Origin of the sequence: Candidatus Pelagibacter sp. HIMB1505 (assembly GCF_052047915.1) — a bacterium.
GTDB classification, from domain to species: Bacteria; Pseudomonadota; Alphaproteobacteria; order Pelagibacterales; family Pelagibacteraceae; genus Pelagibacter; species Pelagibacter communis_A.
In genome coordinates, this window is the sequence record NZ_JBNAIR010000001.1 from 654,500 (window position 1) to 672,538 (window position 18,039).

Annotated in this window: 19 protein-coding genes; 15 read left to right on the top strand and 4 right to left on the bottom strand. The window is 29.3% G+C overall.

Annotation, left to right across the window (positions count from 1 at the left end; genetic code table 11):
- Window positions 1-14 precede the first annotated feature (14 nt).
- The 6 genes from ACTTAU_RS03425 (at window position 15) to ACTTAU_RS03450 (ending at window position 5,598) form a co-directional block, all read left to right on the top strand.
- Window positions 15-707 carry an AzlC family ABC transporter permease gene (locus tag ACTTAU_RS03425; protein WP_438305528.1) on the top strand — a complete coding sequence of 231 codons (693 nt, stop codon included), beginning with the start codon at window positions 15-17 and terminating at the stop codon, window positions 705-707.
- Window positions 704-1,012 (top strand): AzlD domain-containing protein, encoded by a 309-nt coding sequence (locus ACTTAU_RS03430; protein WP_085114074.1) that lies wholly within the window; start codon window positions 704-706, stop codon window positions 1,010-1,012. Before ACTTAU_RS03425 ends, ACTTAU_RS03430 begins: the two co-directional genes overlap by 4 nt.
- A 10-nt stretch (window positions 1,013-1,022) precedes the next feature.
- A complete protein-coding gene (locus ACTTAU_RS03435; protein ID WP_438305526.1) occupies window positions 1,023-1,913 on the top strand; it encodes a DMT family transporter in 891 nt (296 codons plus the stop codon).
- Window positions 1,914-2,013: 100 nt separating this feature from the next.
- Window positions 2,014-2,976 carry an ABC transporter substrate-binding protein gene (locus ACTTAU_RS03440; RefSeq protein ID WP_438305525.1) on the top strand — a complete coding sequence of 321 codons (963 nt, stop codon included), beginning with the start codon at window positions 2,014-2,016 and terminating at the stop codon, window positions 2,974-2,976.
- Window positions 2,977-3,035: 59 nt separating this feature from the next.
- Window positions 3,036-4,100, top strand: a complete 1,065-nt coding sequence (locus ACTTAU_RS03445) for a quaternary amine ABC transporter ATP-binding protein (protein ID WP_438305524.1) — start codon at window positions 3,036-3,038, stop codon at window positions 4,098-4,100.
- A complete protein-coding gene (locus tag ACTTAU_RS03450) occupies window positions 4,093-5,598 on the top strand; it encodes an ABC transporter permease (protein WP_438305522.1) in 1,506 nt (501 codons plus the stop codon). The genes ACTTAU_RS03445 and ACTTAU_RS03450 overlap by 8 nt, the downstream gene beginning before the upstream one ends.
- 6 nt (window positions 5,599-5,604) lie before the next feature.
- Here the strand turns inward: ACTTAU_RS03450 and ACTTAU_RS03455 are convergent, their stop codons facing one another.
- Both ACTTAU_RS03455 and ACTTAU_RS03460 read right to left on the bottom strand, forming a co-directional pair.
- Entirely contained in the window at window positions 5,605-5,931 is a 327-nt protein-coding gene (locus tag ACTTAU_RS03455) for a c-type cytochrome (RefSeq protein ID WP_438305520.1), read from the bottom strand.
- Window positions 5,932-5,960: 29 nt separating this feature from the next.
- A complete protein-coding gene (locus ACTTAU_RS03460) occupies window positions 5,961-7,178 on the bottom strand; it encodes a molybdopterin-dependent oxidoreductase (RefSeq protein ID WP_438305519.1) in 1,218 nt (405 codons plus the stop codon).
- A 156-nt stretch (window positions 7,179-7,334) separates the two neighbouring features.
- On the opposite strand from ACTTAU_RS03460, the gene moaA reads away from it, so the two are divergent.
- Genes moaA through ACTTAU_RS03505 form a run of 9 tightly spaced genes read left to right on the top strand, consistent with a single transcriptional unit; the run spans window position 7,335 to window position 15,751 of the window.
- Window positions 7,335-8,327 (top strand): GTP 3',8-cyclase MoaA, encoded by a 993-nt coding sequence (gene moaA, locus ACTTAU_RS03465; protein ID WP_438305518.1) that lies wholly within the window; start codon window positions 7,335-7,337, stop codon window positions 8,325-8,327.
- A complete protein-coding gene (moaC, locus tag ACTTAU_RS03470; RefSeq protein WP_438305515.1) occupies window positions 8,327-8,872 on the top strand; it encodes a cyclic pyranopterin monophosphate synthase MoaC in 546 nt (181 codons plus the stop codon). The genes moaA and moaC overlap by 1 nt, the downstream gene beginning before the upstream one ends.
- Before the next feature lie 6 nt (window positions 8,873-8,878).
- Window positions 8,879-9,349, top strand: coding sequence for a thioesterase family protein (locus ACTTAU_RS03475; RefSeq protein ID WP_085114080.1), 471 nt, complete (start codon window positions 8,879-8,881; stop codon window positions 9,347-9,349).
- Window positions 9,346-9,615 carry a molybdopterin biosynthesis protein MoeD gene (locus tag ACTTAU_RS03480; RefSeq protein ID WP_438305513.1) on the top strand — a complete coding sequence of 90 codons (270 nt, stop codon included), beginning with the start codon at window positions 9,346-9,348 and terminating at the stop codon, window positions 9,613-9,615. The genes ACTTAU_RS03475 and ACTTAU_RS03480 overlap by 4 nt, the downstream gene beginning before the upstream one ends.
- Window positions 9,615-10,058: a molybdopterin synthase catalytic subunit gene (locus ACTTAU_RS03485; protein WP_438305512.1), complete on the top strand. Its 444-nt coding sequence runs from the start codon at window positions 9,615-9,617 to the stop codon at window positions 10,056-10,058. The genes ACTTAU_RS03480 and ACTTAU_RS03485 overlap by 1 nt, the downstream gene beginning before the upstream one ends.
- Window position 10,059: 1 nt before the next feature.
- Complete coding sequence (locus tag ACTTAU_RS03490) at window positions 10,060-11,076, top strand: MBL fold metallo-hydrolase (RefSeq protein WP_438305511.1); 1,017 nt, start codon at window positions 10,060-10,062, stop codon at window positions 11,074-11,076.
- 7 nt (window positions 11,077-11,083) lie between these two features.
- On the top strand, window positions 11,084-11,521 hold the full coding sequence (locus tag ACTTAU_RS03495; protein WP_438305509.1) for a DUF4396 domain-containing protein: 438 nt from the start codon (window positions 11,084-11,086) through the stop codon (window positions 11,519-11,521).
- A 3-nt stretch (window positions 11,522-11,524) separates the two neighbouring features.
- Entirely contained in the window at window positions 11,525-14,560 is a 3,036-nt protein-coding gene (putA, locus tag ACTTAU_RS03500) for a bifunctional proline dehydrogenase/L-glutamate gamma-semialdehyde dehydrogenase PutA (protein WP_438305506.1), read from the top strand.
- Entirely contained in the window at window positions 14,561-15,751 is a 1,191-nt protein-coding gene (locus ACTTAU_RS03505) for an MFS transporter (protein ID WP_438305505.1), read from the top strand.
- On the opposite strand, the gene ACTTAU_RS03510 is transcribed toward ACTTAU_RS03505, so the two are convergent.
- On the bottom strand, window positions 15,731-17,047 hold the full coding sequence (locus tag ACTTAU_RS03510) for an MATE family efflux transporter (RefSeq protein WP_438305503.1): 1,317 nt from the start codon (window positions 17,045-17,047) through the stop codon (window positions 15,731-15,733). The two genes, ACTTAU_RS03505 and ACTTAU_RS03510, sit on opposite strands and share 21 nt — an antisense overlap.
- Window positions 17,048-18,001, bottom strand: coding sequence for an ADP-ribosylglycohydrolase family protein (locus tag ACTTAU_RS03515; RefSeq protein WP_438305501.1), 954 nt, complete (start codon window positions 17,999-18,001; stop codon window positions 17,048-17,050).
- Between the last annotated feature and the right edge of the window lie 38 nt (window positions 18,002-18,039).

Consider the following 18,039-nt stretch of genomic DNA (forward strand, 5'->3'; position numbering starts at 1 on the left):
TAGACATCAGAATAATGAAAAAATCTAAATTATTTGTGAAAGGCATAATTGATGTTTTGCCTTTATTAATACCTGTAGTTCCATTTGGAATAATTTTAGGCGCAATAGGAATTGAATTAGGTTTTAGTGTACTAGAGACATTTGCTACTTCATTAATAATTTTCGGTGGAGCATCTCAAATAGTTTTTTTACAATTATTTTCTGGTGGTGCTTCTTCTATTATAACTATTACTTCAACATTTGTAGTGAATTCAAGACACTTACTTTATGGAGCAAGTTTAAGTGAATATTTAAATAAGTTATCAATTGGATGGAAAATAATTTTATCTTACTTACTTACTGATCAAGCATATGCTGTTTCAAATATATTTTTTGAAAAAAATAAAGATAATGATTTAAAACACTATTACTTACTAGGCTCTGGTTTTATACTTTGGTTTGTTTGGCAAATTTTTACTTTTGTAGGAATTTTTTTAGGCTCGATTGTTCCTGAAGAACTAGGTTTAGCATACACAATACCTTTGACATTCATATCGTTATTAGTTGGTTATTTTAGAAAGTTGGATCATTTGATTGTAATTTTAATTTCAGGGATACTTTCTATTACCTTGTATGATGTGCCATTGAAATCTTATATTATTTTATCTAGTTTTTTATCTTTGTTAGTTGCTTTTGCAATCATCCATCTAAAAGGAAATTCAAAATGATTTGGTATGGAATTATAATTTCAGGGATATTAAATTTTTTAACAAAATTTTTATCCTTAACTTATTTTGACACTAGCAAAATGAACCCAATGGTAAAAAAAATTTTAGCTTATGTTCCATCAGCTGTATTTCCTGCAATAATTTTTCCTGGAATTTTTTTAGATACAAATGGAATGATTGATATTGAAAACAATCCAAAAATATATGCTTCAATTGTTGCTGTTATAATTGGAATATTAAGTAAAAATATTTTAGCTACTATTTTTTCTGGTTTAGCCACATATTGGTTTTTAATATTTATTTAGTAATTGATAAATGAAAAAACCTTTAATCAATAATGAATTGCTAGGTATCTTTTATATGATCCTATGCCAATTTTCATTTGCAACTAACGATGCCATGGTTAAATTTATTTATCAAAATTTTGATGAAATTTTTGTTTTGAATCAAGTAATTTTTATTCGAGGAATTTTTGCACTATTTTTTATTGGAATATTTTTATATTTCAAAAACTTATTGAACTTTAAAATAATTTTTTCCTCTAGACAGTTATCAATTAGAGGTGCGTTTGAAGCTTTAGCTGCTATTTGTTTTTTTATTGGAGTTGCAACTTTACCATTTGGTATGGTCTACGTCTTATTAAGCTTAGCACCAATTTTTATGACAGCCTTTGGAGCATTATTCCTTAATGAAAAAGTGAGATGGAAAAGATGGACTGCAGTAATAATAGGGTTTATTGGAATAATAATTGTTGTAAATCCAAAAGAACTTGAGTTTGGTTATTTTTTTATCTTCCCATTATTGTCTGCAATTCTCTTGTCTTTTAGAGACATGTATACAAAAAATATCAAAGGAAATTTTCATAGTCTACAAATTGCATTTATTACTTGTTTAGTAGTTACAATTTTTTTTGGATTTTTAAGTCTTTATAAATTCTTTAATTTTAACTTGAAAGAATATTTAATTCTTTTTGTAGCATCATTCTTTTTATCATTAGGATACATATTTTCTGTTGCAACAATTAAAGTTGCTTTAGTTTCTGTTACTTCAACTTTTAGATATTCAGTAATTCTTTGGGGTATTCTATACGGCTATTTTTACTTTGGGGAGATACCCAATACTAATACCTATACAGGCGCAGTATTGATAGTTGTAAGTGGTTTGATCATAATTACACGTCAAAAACAGCTTGGTAAGATTAAGTAGCATAATAAGAGCTATTGCATCAACTTGACTGCATTATTTATATTTTCCTTGTTAAAATAAAATGTTAGAATTTTTAAATTAATTTTAACGAGAGGTAATAATGAGAATATTAAAAAGTACATTAGTTGCTGGATTAATTTCGATTTTTGTATCTGTCTCAAGTTTTGCAGAGAAAGTAAAAATTGGAGATCCAGGTTGGACTGGTGCTACTGCAATTGCAAATTTATTAGCTGCAGTAGTATCTGATAAAATGGGTGGTGAAGTAGAAATTGTTCCTGGTAATAACACTTCTATTTATGCTGCAATCGACAGAGGTAAAGGTGAAATCGATGTGCACCCTGATATTTGGTTACCAAACCAAGAAGCTTACACAAATGATTTAGTTCCAAAAGGAACTTTAAAATTAAGCAGTAAGCCATATGAAGGTAATCAAGGTTATTGTGTGTCACAAGCTTTTGCAAAAAAAATGAACATCACTTCAATTTTTGATCTTGGAAGACCAGAGGTTGTTAAAGCAATGGATAGCGATGGCAATGGTAAAGGTGAGTTTTGGATTGGTGCAGATGGTTGGGCTTCAGCAAATGTTAATGAAGTAAAAATTAGAGATTACAAATTACTTGATGCTGGAATTGAGCCAATAAGAGCTGCAGAAGCAGTTAAAAATGCAAGAGTACTAGACTCAATTAAAAAAGGGGAAGGTTACGCATTTTATTGTTACAAACCTCATGCAATCTGGGGAATGGCTGACGTAGTTATGTTAGAAGAACCAAAGTATGATCCTGCAAAATATAAGATGATACAACCAAAAGCAGACCCTGATTGGTATAAAAAATCTTATGTTGCATCTAAAGATGCTTTGAAACAAATCCAAATTGGATGGGCTACTTCTTTAGAAAAACAATCACCAGCAATTGTTGAATTTTTCAATAATTTCCAACTTACAGCTGACGATGTATCATGGATGGCGTACGAAGTATCAGTACAAAAAAGAGATCCAGGTGAAGTTGCAAGACAATGGATGAGTGAAAATTCAAAAACAGTTGATGGTTGGTTAGGTTTATAAAAAACAATCATTAAATTTCTACCTGGCAGATAATTTCTGCCAGGTATTCAATAAAGATTATGTCATCACAAAGCTTAGGTTGCGATATACAAATTAAAAATGTTTGGAAAGTATTTGGTAATACTTCTGCAGAAGCTCTAGATGCTATACAAAATCAAAAAATTTCGAAAACTGAGGCGCTTGAAAAATTTAACTCAGTAATTGGTGTATCTGATGTTTCTTTTGATGTTAATCCTGGTGAAATTTTTTGTGTAATGGGATTATCTGGAAGTGGTAAATCAACATTAGTCAGACATATTAATAGATTATTAGAACCAACATCTGGTCAAATATTAGTGAATGGCCAAGATGTTATGGGATTAGAAAAAGAAAGTTTGCAAGAATTTAGAAATAAAAAGATTGGAATGGTATTTCAAAATTTTGCTTTAATGCCTCATAGATCAGTAATTGACAATATTGCAATGCCAATGGAAATAAGGGGTGTAAATAAAAATCAAAGATACGAACAAGCTAATAAAATTTTAGATATTGTTGAGCTGCAAGGATGGGGAAATAAGTTTGCTCATGAATTATCAGGAGGAATGCAACAACGTGTTGGATTAGCTAGAGCATTAGCAGCAAATCCAGAAGTGTTATTAATGGATGAGCCATTTTCTGCATTAGATCCTTTAATTCGTAGACAATTACAAATTGAATTTATCAATCTTTCAAAACAAATGAAAAAGACAACTGTTTTTATTACTCACGATCTTGATGAAGCTGTAAAAGTTGGTCACAGAATTGCAATAATGAGAGATGGAATGGTAATACAAATTGGAACACCAGAACAAATTGTTATGAACCCAGCTGATAATTATGTTGCAGACTTTGTTAAGGGAATTTCAAGACTGAAAGTAGTTGAGGCAAAAACAATTATGAAATCAAAAGATCAATTTGAAAAAGAAAATGGACCATTACCATCTAATGCAATTGAAATGAAAGAAAATGATTTATTAACTAATCTTATTGAAAAATCTGTTTCTAATAACGCGCCAATTGTCATTAAAGATAATTCTGGAAATTTGATTGGAGCAATATCACAAAAAGATCTTTTAACTTCGGTAGTCGAGGGTCAAGATGAGTAGTAGAAAAGAAATAGAAATTTCAAATGATGAACAAATAACAAATTTTGTTCAAACTAGCTCTAAATATTACATAACAGAATTCAATAAAATCGGTAACAGTTCGAAATATGTTATTTCATTTAATAAAAGTGCATTTTTATTAGGTTCTCTTTGGTATAGTTTTAGAAATCTTTGGAATTGGGCTTTGGCTTTTTTAATTATTGAAACTTTTGCAATCACGCAAATTGTTAGAGGTTTTTTTGGAAATATAAGCGCAGAAGCTTATAAAAAGATAGATCAAATCCAGTCCACAATTGACTTTAGGCAAAAACAACTAGAAGCAGCCATAGAGCAAAATTCTGATAAAGTTGAAATGTTTCAAAGGACAATTAAATCTTTAGAAGACTCTATAGCAGGGTATGTTGCTGAAGCACAAAGAATTGAAGCATCAGGTGTTTGGATTGCTATTTCAGGAATAATTTTATTTATTGTTATTAGAGTAATTCAATCAATGTCAGCTAACACAATCTTAGAAAAAAGATATTCAGAATGGTTATCTGACAAATCAATAAGACCTGGTATGAAATTAAATAATATAATTTTGAGTGTAGTTTTTGCTTTGGTGATTATAATTTTTTCAACTATTCATTATAGTTTTCCTAACTTTATGGATGTAATGAAGGATTTCCCCACTCATCCTGATATAAGATTAAAATCAATTGCTGGTGTTGAAGGTGCATTTGACTATGCCGTCATTAAAGGTGATCGAATATTTGATGCTATTACTTTTGGAATTAGATCTGTTTTAGACTCGTTGGAATTATTGTTTGTAAAAACTCCTTGGATTGTAATTATAAGTTCAATTGTTTTATTAACAGGTCTATCCGCAGGTCCACGTGCTGCAATATATTCTGGAGCTTTTCTAGCATACATGGGTTTTTTAGGTTTTTGGATAAAAGCAATGACAACTCTAGCTTTACTTGGAACAGCAGCCTTATTAAGTATTGTTATTGGTATTCCACTTGGAATTTATTGTTCAACCAGACCCAGGTTTTATGCATTTATAAGACCCATCATGGACTTTATGCAAACCATGCCTGCATTTGTATTTATGATTCCAGTGATTGCTTTTTTTGGAACAGGAAAAGTTGCAGCTGTAATTATTACAATGATATTTGGAGGAACCCCAGTTGTAAGGTTAACTGTTTTGGGTTTAAAAGGAGTTCCACAAAATATTCGGGAAGCTGCAATCGCTTATGGTGCTTCCAAGTGGTACTTGTTGACGAAAGTTGACATTCCGCTTGCAATGCCAACTATACTTGCAGGTGTTAACCAAACAGTAATGTTAAGTTTAGCCATGGTTGTTGTTGCATCATTAATTGGTGCGAAAGGTTTAGGCCAAGATGTTCTTGAGGCCTTACAATATGCTAATGTTGGACAAGGTATTTTAGCCGGTATTGCAATTCTTTTTGTAGCTTTACTTCTAGATAGAATAGTTCAAGGTAAAAAAAGAGTTTAAATAAATTTACTTACCAGCAGAATTAAGCACGTAATAAACTACAGTATCTATCTCTTCTTTTGTCAAAATTTCATCTTCTCCAAATGCAGGCATAACTCCTAGTCCATAAACCACCATTTCTGTAAGAGATTCATTCGTCATTTCAACGGTATCCAAATTAGGACCAACATTTCCCTCAGATCCAGCTGCCTTTAAAACATGACACGCCGCACATCCTGCAGTTTCATTGAATATCTCTAAACCTTTTGCCATTTTAGCTTCATCAGCTAAAAGGCTTGAGATATGTAAAAGAGCTATACCTAGACTTATTAATAAAAATTTTAATATTTTCATTAATTTAGAATTTAACCTTAACGCAATAATTACACTACTGTAATGTTGACACTGTGATCTTTCCAACCATTGTGAGCGTAACCTCTTCTATTTTCCATTCTAAGCTCTGGCTGTTTGTCTCTTCCGTTAGAAGCTAAACTTGCAATGTTGTAAGTACCGGCAGAAAGTGTAGTTTCAAAAACAAATTGTCTCCAAGCAAATTTCCCTAAATCTGGACCAACAAATTTTGCTTTTTTCCAAGATTTACCTCCATCTACAGAAACTTTTACACTTCTAACTTTTCTAGTTCCACCCATTGCAACACCAACTATTTGAACCTTGCCAGCTTTAACTGTTCCAGTTTCATCTGTTGGTCTAGTGATCCAAGATTTCACAGGCATTTCCCAGCAAGAAGGGTATTGAGAACCTTTTTTGCCAATTGGTGAAATTCTGTAACTAGATTTCATATATTTTACTTGTGACTCCTCAGAAGTGAATGAAACTTTACCTAAGTGTTTAACATTATTAATTCCAAAGTATCCTGGAGTGATCATTCTTAATGGACCACCATGAGAATTCGGTAATGGCACACCATTCATATCCCAAGCTAAGATAGCATCTTTATAAACTTCTTTTGGAACTGATCTTTCAATCATCGCTTTCATAGGATCTAAACCAGTAGGTTCATGATCTATACCAGCTGAAGTCATAAATGTTGTTCCACTAGTAATTCCTCCACATGCATCTACTAAAGTTTTCACTGGAATACCTGTCCACATAACACATGCTGCAGCACCAGTTTTCCATTGTGAACCTCTAGGCTTATGTTCAAAAAAACCTCTTCCGTTACCGGAGCACTGCAAAACAGTAGCCATAGTAGTTGTTCCCATTGCTTTTAACTCTGCAAGAGTGAAGCTTTTTGGATTATTCACACCTTCAATACTAACTTTCCAATTATTTCTGTCACCTATTTGAGCATCACTCATAGTAGGCATATTATTTCTGATATAAACATTGGCATTAGGAGTAACTAAACCTTCGCCAATAGCACTTCTATGAGTTTCAATTCCTTTGTCTGAATGTACAATTAATGCATCTCTATTTTTCCAACTGATAAAATCTGGAAGTCCTTTGCTACCTTCTTTATGATTAGCATTAGCAATAGTTATTGGAACTATAGATGCAGTTGCTGCTAAACCAGCTACTGAAGCTGTTCCAGCTAAAAAATTTCTTCTATTTAAGTTTGGTGTATTTTTTGTTTTTTTCATTTTTTTCCTCCAGAAATAATATGAGTATATTAATAACAATTTCTTCAACTAAATTCAATTTGATAAATCTGACACACTACCTTTGGTTGTTTATTAGATAAGATTAAAATAAATAATGTTTATAAAACAATAATTCTATTATAAGTTTAATTATAAATGAGTTTGTTACAAGACAGTTTTGGCAGAAGATTTCCTTACATTAGAATGTCAATCACTGATGTTTGTAATTTTAAGTGTGGCTACTGTCTACCAAACGGCTATCAGGCAGATAAGAGTGATAATAGAACATTTTTAAACATCAATGAAATTGAGAGACTAACAAAAGCATTATCTGAATTGGGAGTTTGTAAAATAAGATTAACTGGTGGTGAGCCTACTGTTAGAAAAGATTTTTTTGATGTTTTAAAAGTAATAAAAAAACATTCAGGAATAAAAAAAACTGTAATCACTACAAATGGTTATCGCTTGGATAAAAAAGCTCAAAAAATTAAAGAAAGTGGCTTAGATGGTATTAATATTAGTATTGATAGTTTAGATAGAGAAACCTTTAAGAACATAACCGGGCACGATCGTTTACCAGAAATTTTAGAAGGAATAAAAAAATTACAAGAACTTAATTTTAAGAATATTAAAATTAATGCTGTTTTACTTAAAGGTGTAAATGATAAAGAAGAAGATTTTGAGAAATGGGCTGAATTTATAAAAACAAACGAAGTTGATTTTAGATATATTGAACTTATGCAAACTGGAGATAACTTAGATTACTTTAATAGATATCATGTGCCTTCTTCAAAGTTTGTTAATTATTTAAATGAAAGAAATTGGATTTTTCAAACATTTGGAAAAGATGCGGGCCCATCTAAAAATTATATTAATACTAATTACAAAGGTAAATTTGGTGTGATAGCACCTTATTCAAAAGATTTTTGTAAAAGTTGTAACCGGTTAAGAATAACAGCTAAAGGTGACTTAAGACTTTGTTTGTTTGGTAATACTGGAATTAATATCAGACATTTAATGCAAAAGGATGATCAAACTGAAGAGTTAAAAGATTTAATTTTAAAACAACTTAACTTCAAAAAAGAGTCTCATTATTTAGAACTTGGAGAAACAGGTCTAACTAAAAATTTATCTACTACTGGAGGCTAATGAATAAACCAAAAGTAGTTGAGCAAGAAAATCTTCAAGATTGGGCTAAAGAAATTTTTCAAAAAAATTCTTTTAATATGATTGATGTTTCTTCTAAGAAAGAAACATTTAGAAGAGCTTTAGCATATGGAAAAATTTATGTGGGTAAAGAAGTATTTGATTTAATAAAGAATAAACAAATGCCAAAAGGAGATCCAGTGACATTAGCAGAAGTTGCTGCAGTTTTGGGTGTTAAAAAAACAAGTGAACTTATTCCTTTATGTCACCCATTGCCAATTGATCATACAGCAACAAAAATTATTTTAATCGAAGAGGATTACTCACTAGAAGTTTATTGTGTTGTATCTGCTGTAGCAAAAACGGGTGTTGAAATGGAGGCGATAATGGGGGTGAATGCTGCATTAACAACTATTTACGATCTAAGTAAAATTGTTAACCCTCATCTTAAAATTGATAATGTGAAATTATTGATTAAAGAGGGTGGTAAAAGTGGAGTATGGACTAATCCAGATGGTCTTCCAAAGTTTTTAGAAAATATTTTCTAATTAATAATGTCATTAAATTTAAGTTCTCAAAAGATTATTAAAGATTGGATTGATTATAATGGTCATATGAATGTAGCTTATTATTTACTAATATTTGATAGATATGGAGCTGATAAATTAAATACCATTTTTAAAATGGGTGAAGAGTCTGCAAAAAATACTGGTATGAGTACAATGATTGTTGAAAATAATATAGCCTACAAACGTGAGTTAAAAGTTGATGAAGAAGTAGATATTAATTTAATTTATTTTAATCACGACAAAAAAAGACTTCATTATAAATTTGAGATGATTAATAAAAAAGATAACTCACTATCAGCAACTTTTGAAGCTTTAGCTTTGTATGTTAACTTAAAAGATAGAAAAGTCTCTGAGTTTGAAGGGGAAAAAATATCAATAATGCAAAATTTTATTAAAGAAAATAAACACAATTTTAGCGATGAAGATTTAAAATATTCATCAAAATTAAAAATATGAAAATTGTTTTAGAGTTATTTGGAGCAAGTAGAGATTTTAGTGAAAAAGGACATATAGATTTTGAAATACAAAAACCAATTTTAATCAAAGAATTTAGAAAAGTTATTAGCAACTATCTCAATGAAGAATTTAAAGGTAACGATTCCTTTTTACAAATAGTTAAAAATTCTGCTTTTTGTTCTGAAGAAAATGAAATCATTAGCGACAATTATAAGATCACAAAATCTCAAAAAATTAGTATTATCCCTCCAATCGGAGGTGGTTAATGCTGCATACCAAAATTGTAGATACCAAAAAACAACAGATTAAAATTTCAGACGCAGAAAAGTTTATTGCTTCATCAAAATTTGGTGCAAATATATATTTCACAGGCACTGTAAGAAATCTTAATGACAATAAAGAAGTAACAGGAATTACTTATGATAGTCATGATGAAATGGTTATTAAAAGTTTCGAGGAAATCTACAATGAAACTGAACAAAAATTAAATATTCAAGATAAGGCAGTTTTTATTGAACATGTTAAAGGATATGTAAAGTTAGGTGAGATGAGCATAATTATTGCTGTTGCATGCAAACATAGAGACCAAGCATATGTTTTATCTAGATATATTATTGAAGAAATAAAAAAAAGGACTCCAATTTGGAAAAAAGAACATTATATAAATGAAGACAGCCAGTGGTTAAAAGGAAATCCAATTAAAACTTAAAATGATTTTTAGACAACTGTTTGATAAAGTTTCGAGTACTTATACTTATCTAATCGCTTCAGCTAGAGGACGTGAGGCTTTAATCATAGATCCGGTATTAGAAAATGTTGATCAATATATAAAACTTTTAAATCAATTAGATTTAAAGCTAGTTAAAGTTATTGATACACATATTCATGCAGATCATATTTCAGGTATTGCTGAACTTAGAGATAAGACAAATTGTGTAACAGTCATGGGTGACAAAACTCCTGCAGATGTTGTTGCAATGCGAGTTTCAGATGAAGAAAATATTAAGATTGATGGAATAGATTTAAAAGCAATCTATACTCCAGGACATACAGCTGAAAGTTTTAGTTTTGTAATGGGGGATAGAGTTTTTACTGGAGATGCATTATTGATTAGAGGCACTGGTAGAACTGATTTTCAAAATGGTGATCCAAAAGATTCATATAATTCAATATTTAATAAATTATTAAAACTTCCTGAAGAAACTTTGGTTTATCCAGGTCATGATTATAAAGGTGAAACAGTAAGTACAATTATTGAAGAAAAAAATTTTAATCCAAGATTACAAGTACAATCAGTTGATGAGTATGTTGAGATCATGAACAACTTAAAATTACCAGATCCAAAAATGATGGATGTGGCTGTACCAAGTAATCTTAAACTTGGTATCGATTTTAATCGTCAAAAAGTAAATAATGGAATTGAGCCTGCGGAATTTAATAAAATTAAAAAAGATCCAAATGCTATTTTGATAGATTTAAGAGAGCAAAGTGAAATTGATAAAGAAGGAATGATCAAAAATAGTGAAATAGTACCATTCCCTTCGATGTATGAATATTTAGATAAAAATAAGAATAAATTAAAAGATAAAAGAATTCTTTTTTATTGTGCACACGGTCATCGTTCAACTCTAGCAGTTCAAATATCTAAATCTTATGATTTTACTAATTGTTGTCATCTAATTGGTGGATTAGAAAATTGGAAAAAAGAAGGGTTAGATTTAAACTAGAACCTTAATGACAGCTGCAACTTTTAATTGGTCTTGTAATCATACTTGGAAAAGAAGTGCAATAAATACTGCATGGTGTTTATTAGGTTGTGCAATAGGAGATTTTGGAACAATTTTATTTTTTCAGATCACTCAAATTCCATGGCCGGTTTTAGCTATTATGACTTTAGCAATTATTAATGGTTTAATCACAAGTATTATTTTGGAAACTATCATTTTGATCAGACAAAATTTTAAATTTAAAGATGCTTTAAAAACTGCCTTAGGAATGAGTTTTATCTCAATGGTCAGTATGGAAATTGCAATGAATTTAACAGACTATCTTTTAACAGGTGGAGCCATGTTAACATGGTGGGCTGTTCCTATAATGCTAATAGTAGGTTTTTTAACTCCATGGCCTTATAATTATTGGAGATTAAAAAAATTTGGTATAGCCTGTCATTAGGCAATGCAAAATATATTCAACAATAAATATTTAGATCAAAAAAAATTAGTTAAAGATCATTTTTATTATTTAGTTTCTAATTTTTCAGAGCTTAATCAAAAACAAATAGATAATTTATCAATAAATATTGTTAAAAATGCTCAAAGCTATAAAGCTGGAAGTCCTTTTAGTAAATTAATTCACGAGTTTTCTCTTACAAGTAATGAAGGCATCGTATTGATGTGTTTAGCTGAAGCTCTTTTAAGAATACCAGATGCAAAAACTATTAATGATTTAATAGAAGATAAAATACCAATAGGTGATTGGAAAAAATATATCAAAAACGATAAAGATTTATTTGTAAACATATCTTCAATAGCTTTTTTATTAACAGGCAAAATTGTTGAAGAAAAAGTAGAAGAAAATAAGAATATCTTAGGTAAAGTTGTTAAAAATCTTTCAGGTCCAATTCTAAGAAATGCCATCAAACAAGCAATCAACATTCTCGCTAAGCAATTTGTCTTTGAGAGAGACATTAAAAAAGCAATTAATTACAGTAATGAGAAACAGCATGATAAATATACATTCTCATTTGATATGCTGGGTGAAGCTGCAGTCACTTATGAGGACTCTGATCGATATTATAAACAATATGAAGAAGCAATAATTGAAACTGGTAAAGGGAAAAATCCTCATAAAAAAAGTATTTCTATTAAATTATCTTCTTTACATCCAAGATATGAGAGAAATAAATTAGATTTATTAAAAAAAGAACTTTTTCCAAAGGCTTATAAACTTACCGAACTTGGGAGAGAAAATAATGTTGATATTTGTTTTGATGCTGAAGAAGCAGATAGATTAAATTTATCTTTATTCATATTTAAGGAAATAATTGAAAGTAAATTAATTGATGAAAAGTACCAAGGTTTTGGATTTGCAGTTCAAGCGTATCAAAAAAGAGCTTTTTTTGTTTTGGATTGGCTTAAGAAATATTTAAGTGATGTTAATAAAAAGATTAACATAAGATTGGTTAAAGGGGCTTATTGGGATACAGAAATAAAGATTGCTCAAGAACAAGGCTTCATAGACTACCCTGTATTTACTAAGAAATTTGCTACAGATATTTCTTATTTAGCCTGTGCCCATAAACTTTATGAAAATGATAATATTTTCTCACAATTTGCAACGCACAACGCTCATAGTATTTCATATATTAAAACTCTTTTTAATGATCGCGATTTTGAGTTTCAAAAATTACATGGCATGGGTGATGAAATTTATTCATACCTTGAAAAAGATGAAAATTTTAAATGCAGAGTTTATGCACCAGTTGGTGGTTATAAAGATCTACTGCCTTATCTAGTAAGAAGATTATTAGAAAATGGTGCTAACACTTCTTTTATTCATCAACTAAAAACAAAAGATTTTGATATTTCAAAACTAGTTCAATCTCCACTTGTTAAAATAGATAAACTTGATGAGGATAAAATCAAAAAACCAATAGAAATTTATGGAGATCGTAAAAATTCAAAAGGTTTAGATTTAAGCGAAGAAAATGTAGTGGAAAGTCTTCAATTTAATGGAAAGTTTAAAGATATTAAAGCTTATTCATTAGTTAACGGTGAAGACATTAAATCAGATAAAGAAATTGATATAAAATCTCCTCATAACTCTTCTACTTTAGGAAAAAAATATTTTGCTGATGAAAAGATATCCGAGACAGCAATTAACAATTTAAAAGAATATTCTTCTGAATGGAAAAAGTTTTCAATTGAAAAAAAAGTAGAGATTTTTTTAAAATTTGCAGATTTAATTGAAGAGAATACTAATGAAATTATTGAAATTTGTGCAAAAGAGTCTGGCAAAAGTATTAAAAATTCAATAGCAGAAATTAGGGAAGCAGTTGATTTTTGCAGATACTACTCAAAAGAAGCTCTAAACTTATTTCAAACTCAAACATTAAAAGGACCAACTGGAGAACTTAATCAATATAGAATGGTAGGAAAAGGTCTTTCCTTTGTGATAAGTCCTTGGAATTTTCCAGTTGCAATTTTTATAGGTCAAACTGTTGCAGCACTTATTACCGGCAATGTGGTAATTACCAAGCCAGCTGAGCAGTCATCATTTGCAGCTTATTATATTATAAAACTTTTATTAAAAGCTGGTTTACCAAGTAATGCGATAGCATTGTTATTAGGTGATGGGGCTTTAATTGGAAAAAAAGTTATTAATGATAAAAAACTTAAGAATGTTATTTTTACCGGCTCTTTAGAGACAGCAAAAATTATTCAATCCAATCTTCAACAAAAAGAAAATATTCCAACTTTAATTGCTGAAACAGGTGGTCAGAATTGTATGATTGTTGATACCTCAGCTTTAACAGAACATGTTGTAAAGGATGTGGTGAATTCAGGATTTGATAGTGCAGGTCAAAGATGTTCAGCATGCAGAATACTATGTGTTGAAGAAAATGTTTACGAACATACCAAGGATACTTTAATTGGAGCAATGAAAACCCAAAAAGTTGGTAATCCAGAAGAATTATCAACTGATATTGGACCAGTAATTGACACTGAAGCGTATGAAAATATCAACAATCATATAAAAAAATTTGATAAAGTTTTTCAAACAGAGATAAATTTAAATCAAGGTAATTTCATTCCACCAACATTAATTGAAATTGAAAAACTATCAGATTTAAAGAATGAAGTATTTGGTCCGGTAGTCCACATGCTTAAGTATAAAGCCTCTAATTTAGATCAATTGATCGAAGATATTAATGATCTTGGATTTGGATTAACCTTAGGCATACATAGTAGAATAGATAAAACTATTGATAGAGTAGTAGAAAAAGCTGAAATTGGTAATATTTATATCAATAGAAACATGATTGGTGCAGTAGTGGGTGTTCAACCTTTTGGCGGATATGAAAAATCAGGCACAGGACCAAAAGCAGGAGGCCCAGAATATTTAAAAAGATTATGTCACGAACAAAGTATATCTAATAATACTGCTTCGATGGGTGGTAATGCATCATTATTGTCTGAAGTAGAAGATTAGATGATAAACAAAAATTTAATCCTTCTGACTATTTGTCAGGTGTTTTCTTTTACAGCGCCGCCAATAACAGTATTTATAAGTGGTATTGTTGGATTAAAAATTTCTCCAATAGCTTCTCTTGCAACATTACCAACATCTCTTTCAATTGTTGGAACTGCAGTATTTACAATCTTTGCATCAAAAATAATGAGTAAGATTGGAAGGAAAAAAGGATTTATTTTATCATCTTCGTATACAAGTTTAGCATCTTTACTTGGAGCTTTTTCAATTTATTCAGAAAATTTTATATTATTTTGTTTTTCATGTTTTATCATTGGAACTGGGATAGCATTTACTCACCAATATAGATTTGCTGCTGCAGAAACAGTTGAAAAAAATGATAGTTCAAAAGCAATATCAATTCTTTTACTTGCAACAATTTTATCTGCTTTAATTGGTCCAAATGTTGCAAATTTTTCAAAAGATATAATCACAAATCACCTTTATGCAGGCTCATACATATCTCTTTCAGCCTTAACAATAATTCCTGTGTTTTTTTTATTGTTCTATAAAACAGAAAAGAATCCAAAAACAAATGAAGATATTAAAGGCAAACAAAGATCTTATATTGAGCTATTACAAAATCCTATAATACTTCAGGCAATAGTGACCGCAGCATTTGCATATTCGATTATGTCTTTTTTAATGACCGCTACTCCAATTAGTATGTATAAGATGCATGGATTTAATTTAGGCTCAACAAGTATTGTGATCCAATCTCATATAATAGGAATGTTTTTACCTTCATTAATAACTGGGTCATTAATTAAAAAATATGGTCACTCGACAATAATATATTCTGGTGCAGTAATATATTTGCTGTGTATTTTTTTGAGTTTTTATGAACAAACATTTCTTAACTATTTAATAGCTCTTGTATTGCTTGGAATTGGTTGGAATTTTTTATTTATAGGCGGCACCAGTTTGTTAGTGCTTTGTTATACGAGTAGTGAAAAGTTTAAAGTACAGGGATTTAACGATGTTTTAGTTTTTTCAATTCAAGCAATTGCAAGTTTAACAGCTGGTTATTCAATTTTAAACTTTAGCTGGAATGAAATTAATTTAGCATGCATACCAATGGTAATTTTGATTATTTTAGTTTCTATAAGAGCAGATATTTATAAGAAACAATTAGCCTCTGCTAAATCTTAAGTAGATCTTATCTAAATAATAATAAAGAGAAGTTGCCCTTAAAATCATAAATATACAAAGCGAAATCCACACACCTGTATTTGAAAAATATTTTGTTAAGAAAATAGAAATTATCAAATAACAAAATACTGATAATATCATTGCATTCCTAAGTTCTTTAGTTTGAGAAACGCCAATAAAAATTCCATCAAATTGGTAACAAAAAGATGCAATAAATGGCAAAATAATTAACCAAATTACATATTTTGAACTAAGATCTCTAATTTCCTCAATGTCAGACATTAAATTAATAACATATTGGTTCACCAAGAGATAAATGATTGAAATTATTAAACCTGTTATAGAACTCAAAATAAATGAGTTCTTGATAATAGTTTTAAATAAACTTAGATCTTTTTTACCCAATGAGAAACCAACCATTCCTTCTGTTGAAAAAGCATAAGCATCTAAAATAAATGCTGATAAAAAAACAAGATTAATTAGGATTGTATTTGCAGCTATATAATCTTCACCTATTTGTGTTCCAAGATATGTGAACCACAAAAATGAAAAGGTCAGCAAAATAGTTCTTATAAATATATTTAAATTGATATTAAAAATATTTTTGATTTTATCAATATCAACTAACTCTTTTATATCTAATTTTAATTCAGTGTATTTTGAAAGATAATAAAAAGTATAAATCAAAAAAATTACCGAAGTTATGATTGCAGAATATAAGGTTCCATAAGCAACTCCCTTAATATTAAGATTATATTTTGTAACAAACAAAATACTTAAAATGATATTTAAAATTGAAAAAAAACCTACTGCAAGACTAGAGATTTTAGTTTTTTGTAAACCTATAAATAATCCAGTAATAATATAAAGTGTTAATTCACCAGGTGCAGAATAAATTCTAATTTTAAAATATTGAGTATAGAATTGCTGTGTTAACTCAGATAAATCAAAAATTTTTAAACTTAAATAAAGAATAAAATGTTGAGTAATAAGAATTAATAATGAAATTGTAAAAACAAATAATAAATTTCTTAAAATAATATTTAAAATTTCTTTATAATTGTTTTGCCCATGTGCTTGAGAAGTCATGCCGACTGTTCCCATTCTTAAGAATCCAAAAGACCAAAAAATCATTGAAAATAAATTAGCTGCAACTGATGTTGCTGATAAGTATGAAAGATTTCCAAGATTTCCCATTAAGGCAGTATCAATAATACCAACCATAGGTATGGCTAAATTTGCGAAAAAAATTGGTATCGATAATCTTAAAATGTAAGAGATCGATGATTTTTGCATTTAAGAAATATGTTTTAATATATTTCTAGCGGGAATAGTTTTTTTAATCCAATTAACTGGGATATCTTTTAATCCGTTAAGGGCTGCAAAATACGCACCTACAAAATTTGCTCTAGAACAATTACATCCACCAGCTTTAATTAATTTTATTACAGCTGATTTGTAATTTTTTGAATTTAATATTGCATGAATTGAACCTAAAAATGTACCTGGATAACTACAAGCTTTTCCATATTTCTTTACAGTTTGGATATGAGGTTTCTTTGCATCTCTAATAATTTTTCTAAGATTTAAGACAACATCTTTGAAATATTTATTAGAGTTATTTTTTTTTACAAAAGATTTCACTGGATCTTTTGACCCATCTGCAGCAAGTTTTATTATTTCTAATTTTGCTAAAGCATATTGTTCACTGATTTTAGTATTCGCTACACTTTTAATAACTTTTTTTACATTTGAGATTTTTTGGTCATATAAATAATAAGGCAGTGCTGCACAAAACCCATCAGATTCATTAACTTTTCTTCCTCCAGTAATATTTTTTTTAGCCTTAATATTTTTAATTGTTTCCATTATATTTTGATGAATCCATGGACCAGTCATTGGCTTAGTCCATTTGATTTTTTTATATTTTTTTCTAAGATTTAAATTTTTCCAATATTTTGAGCCAAGCCCAAAATTTTTAATTATGTTTTTTTTAAATGTTTTTAAAATTTCAGGTTGATTTTTAGCCTCAACTAAAGACTTAAACATTACCTGCCCAACATCGTTATAGCCAGAAACATTACCAGTTTTGATATTGTAAAATGGACATCTATTTTTTTTAAGAAAAGCAATTTCTTTTTTATTTTTTATATAAGAATTTAATTTTTTTGGATCATAAACCCAGTGCAAAGGTCTCGCTGCAGCGTCTGCAACAGTTGCACCTAAAAATATATGATAATCAAGACTCATAGATTATTAATACTTTATTTAGTAAAAACTTTAAATAA

Bases quoted from the DNA above. Each gene is read 5' to 3' on its own strand.
- ACTTAU_RS03425 (WP_438305528.1), top strand. From the start codon at position 15: ATGAAAAAATCTAAATTATTTGTGAAAGGCATAATTGATGTTTTGCCT.
- ACTTAU_RS03430 (WP_085114074.1), top strand. From the start codon at position 704: ATGATTTGGTATGGAATTATAATTTCAGGGATATTAAATTTTTTAACA.
- ACTTAU_RS03435 (WP_438305526.1), top strand. From the start codon at position 1,023: ATGAAAAAACCTTTAATCAATAATGAATTGCTAGGTATCTTTTATATG.
- ACTTAU_RS03440 (WP_438305525.1), top strand. From the start codon at position 2,014: ATGAGAATATTAAAAAGTACATTAGTTGCTGGATTAATTTCGATTTTT.
- ACTTAU_RS03445 (WP_438305524.1), top strand. From the start codon at position 3,036: ATGTCATCACAAAGCTTAGGTTGCGATATACAAATTAAAAATGTTTGG.
- ACTTAU_RS03450 (WP_438305522.1), top strand. From the start codon at position 4,093: ATGAGTAGTAGAAAAGAAATAGAAATTTCAAATGATGAACAAATAACA.
- ACTTAU_RS03455 (WP_438305520.1), bottom strand. From the start codon at position 5,931: ATGAAAATATTAAAATTTTTATTAATAAGTCTAGGTATAGCTCTTTTA.
- ACTTAU_RS03460 (WP_438305519.1), bottom strand. From the start codon at position 7,178: ATGAAAAAAACAAAAAATACACCAAACTTAAATAGAAGAAATTTTTTA.
- moaA (WP_438305518.1), top strand. From the start codon at position 7,335: ATGAGTTTGTTACAAGACAGTTTTGGCAGAAGATTTCCTTACATTAGA.
- moaC (WP_438305515.1), top strand. From the start codon at position 8,327: ATGAATAAACCAAAAGTAGTTGAGCAAGAAAATCTTCAAGATTGGGCT.
- ACTTAU_RS03475 (WP_085114080.1), top strand. From the start codon at position 8,879: ATGTCATTAAATTTAAGTTCTCAAAAGATTATTAAAGATTGGATTGAT.
- ACTTAU_RS03480 (WP_438305513.1), top strand. From the start codon at position 9,346: ATGAAAATTGTTTTAGAGTTATTTGGAGCAAGTAGAGATTTTAGTGAA.
- ACTTAU_RS03485 (WP_438305512.1), top strand. From the start codon at position 9,615: ATGCTGCATACCAAAATTGTAGATACCAAAAAACAACAGATTAAAATT.
- ACTTAU_RS03490 (WP_438305511.1), top strand. From the start codon at position 10,060: ATGATTTTTAGACAACTGTTTGATAAAGTTTCGAGTACTTATACTTAT.
- ACTTAU_RS03495 (WP_438305509.1), top strand. From the start codon at position 11,084: ATGACAGCTGCAACTTTTAATTGGTCTTGTAATCATACTTGGAAAAGA.
- putA (WP_438305506.1), top strand. From the start codon at position 11,525: ATGCAAAATATATTCAACAATAAATATTTAGATCAAAAAAAATTAGTT.
- ACTTAU_RS03505 (WP_438305505.1), top strand. From the start codon at position 14,561: ATGATAAACAAAAATTTAATCCTTCTGACTATTTGTCAGGTGTTTTCT.
- ACTTAU_RS03510 (WP_438305503.1), bottom strand. From the start codon at position 17,047: ATGCAAAAATCATCGATCTCTTACATTTTAAGATTATCGATACCAATT.
- ACTTAU_RS03515 (WP_438305501.1), bottom strand. From the start codon at position 18,001: ATGAGTCTTGATTATCATATATTTTTAGGTGCAACTGTTGCAGACGCT.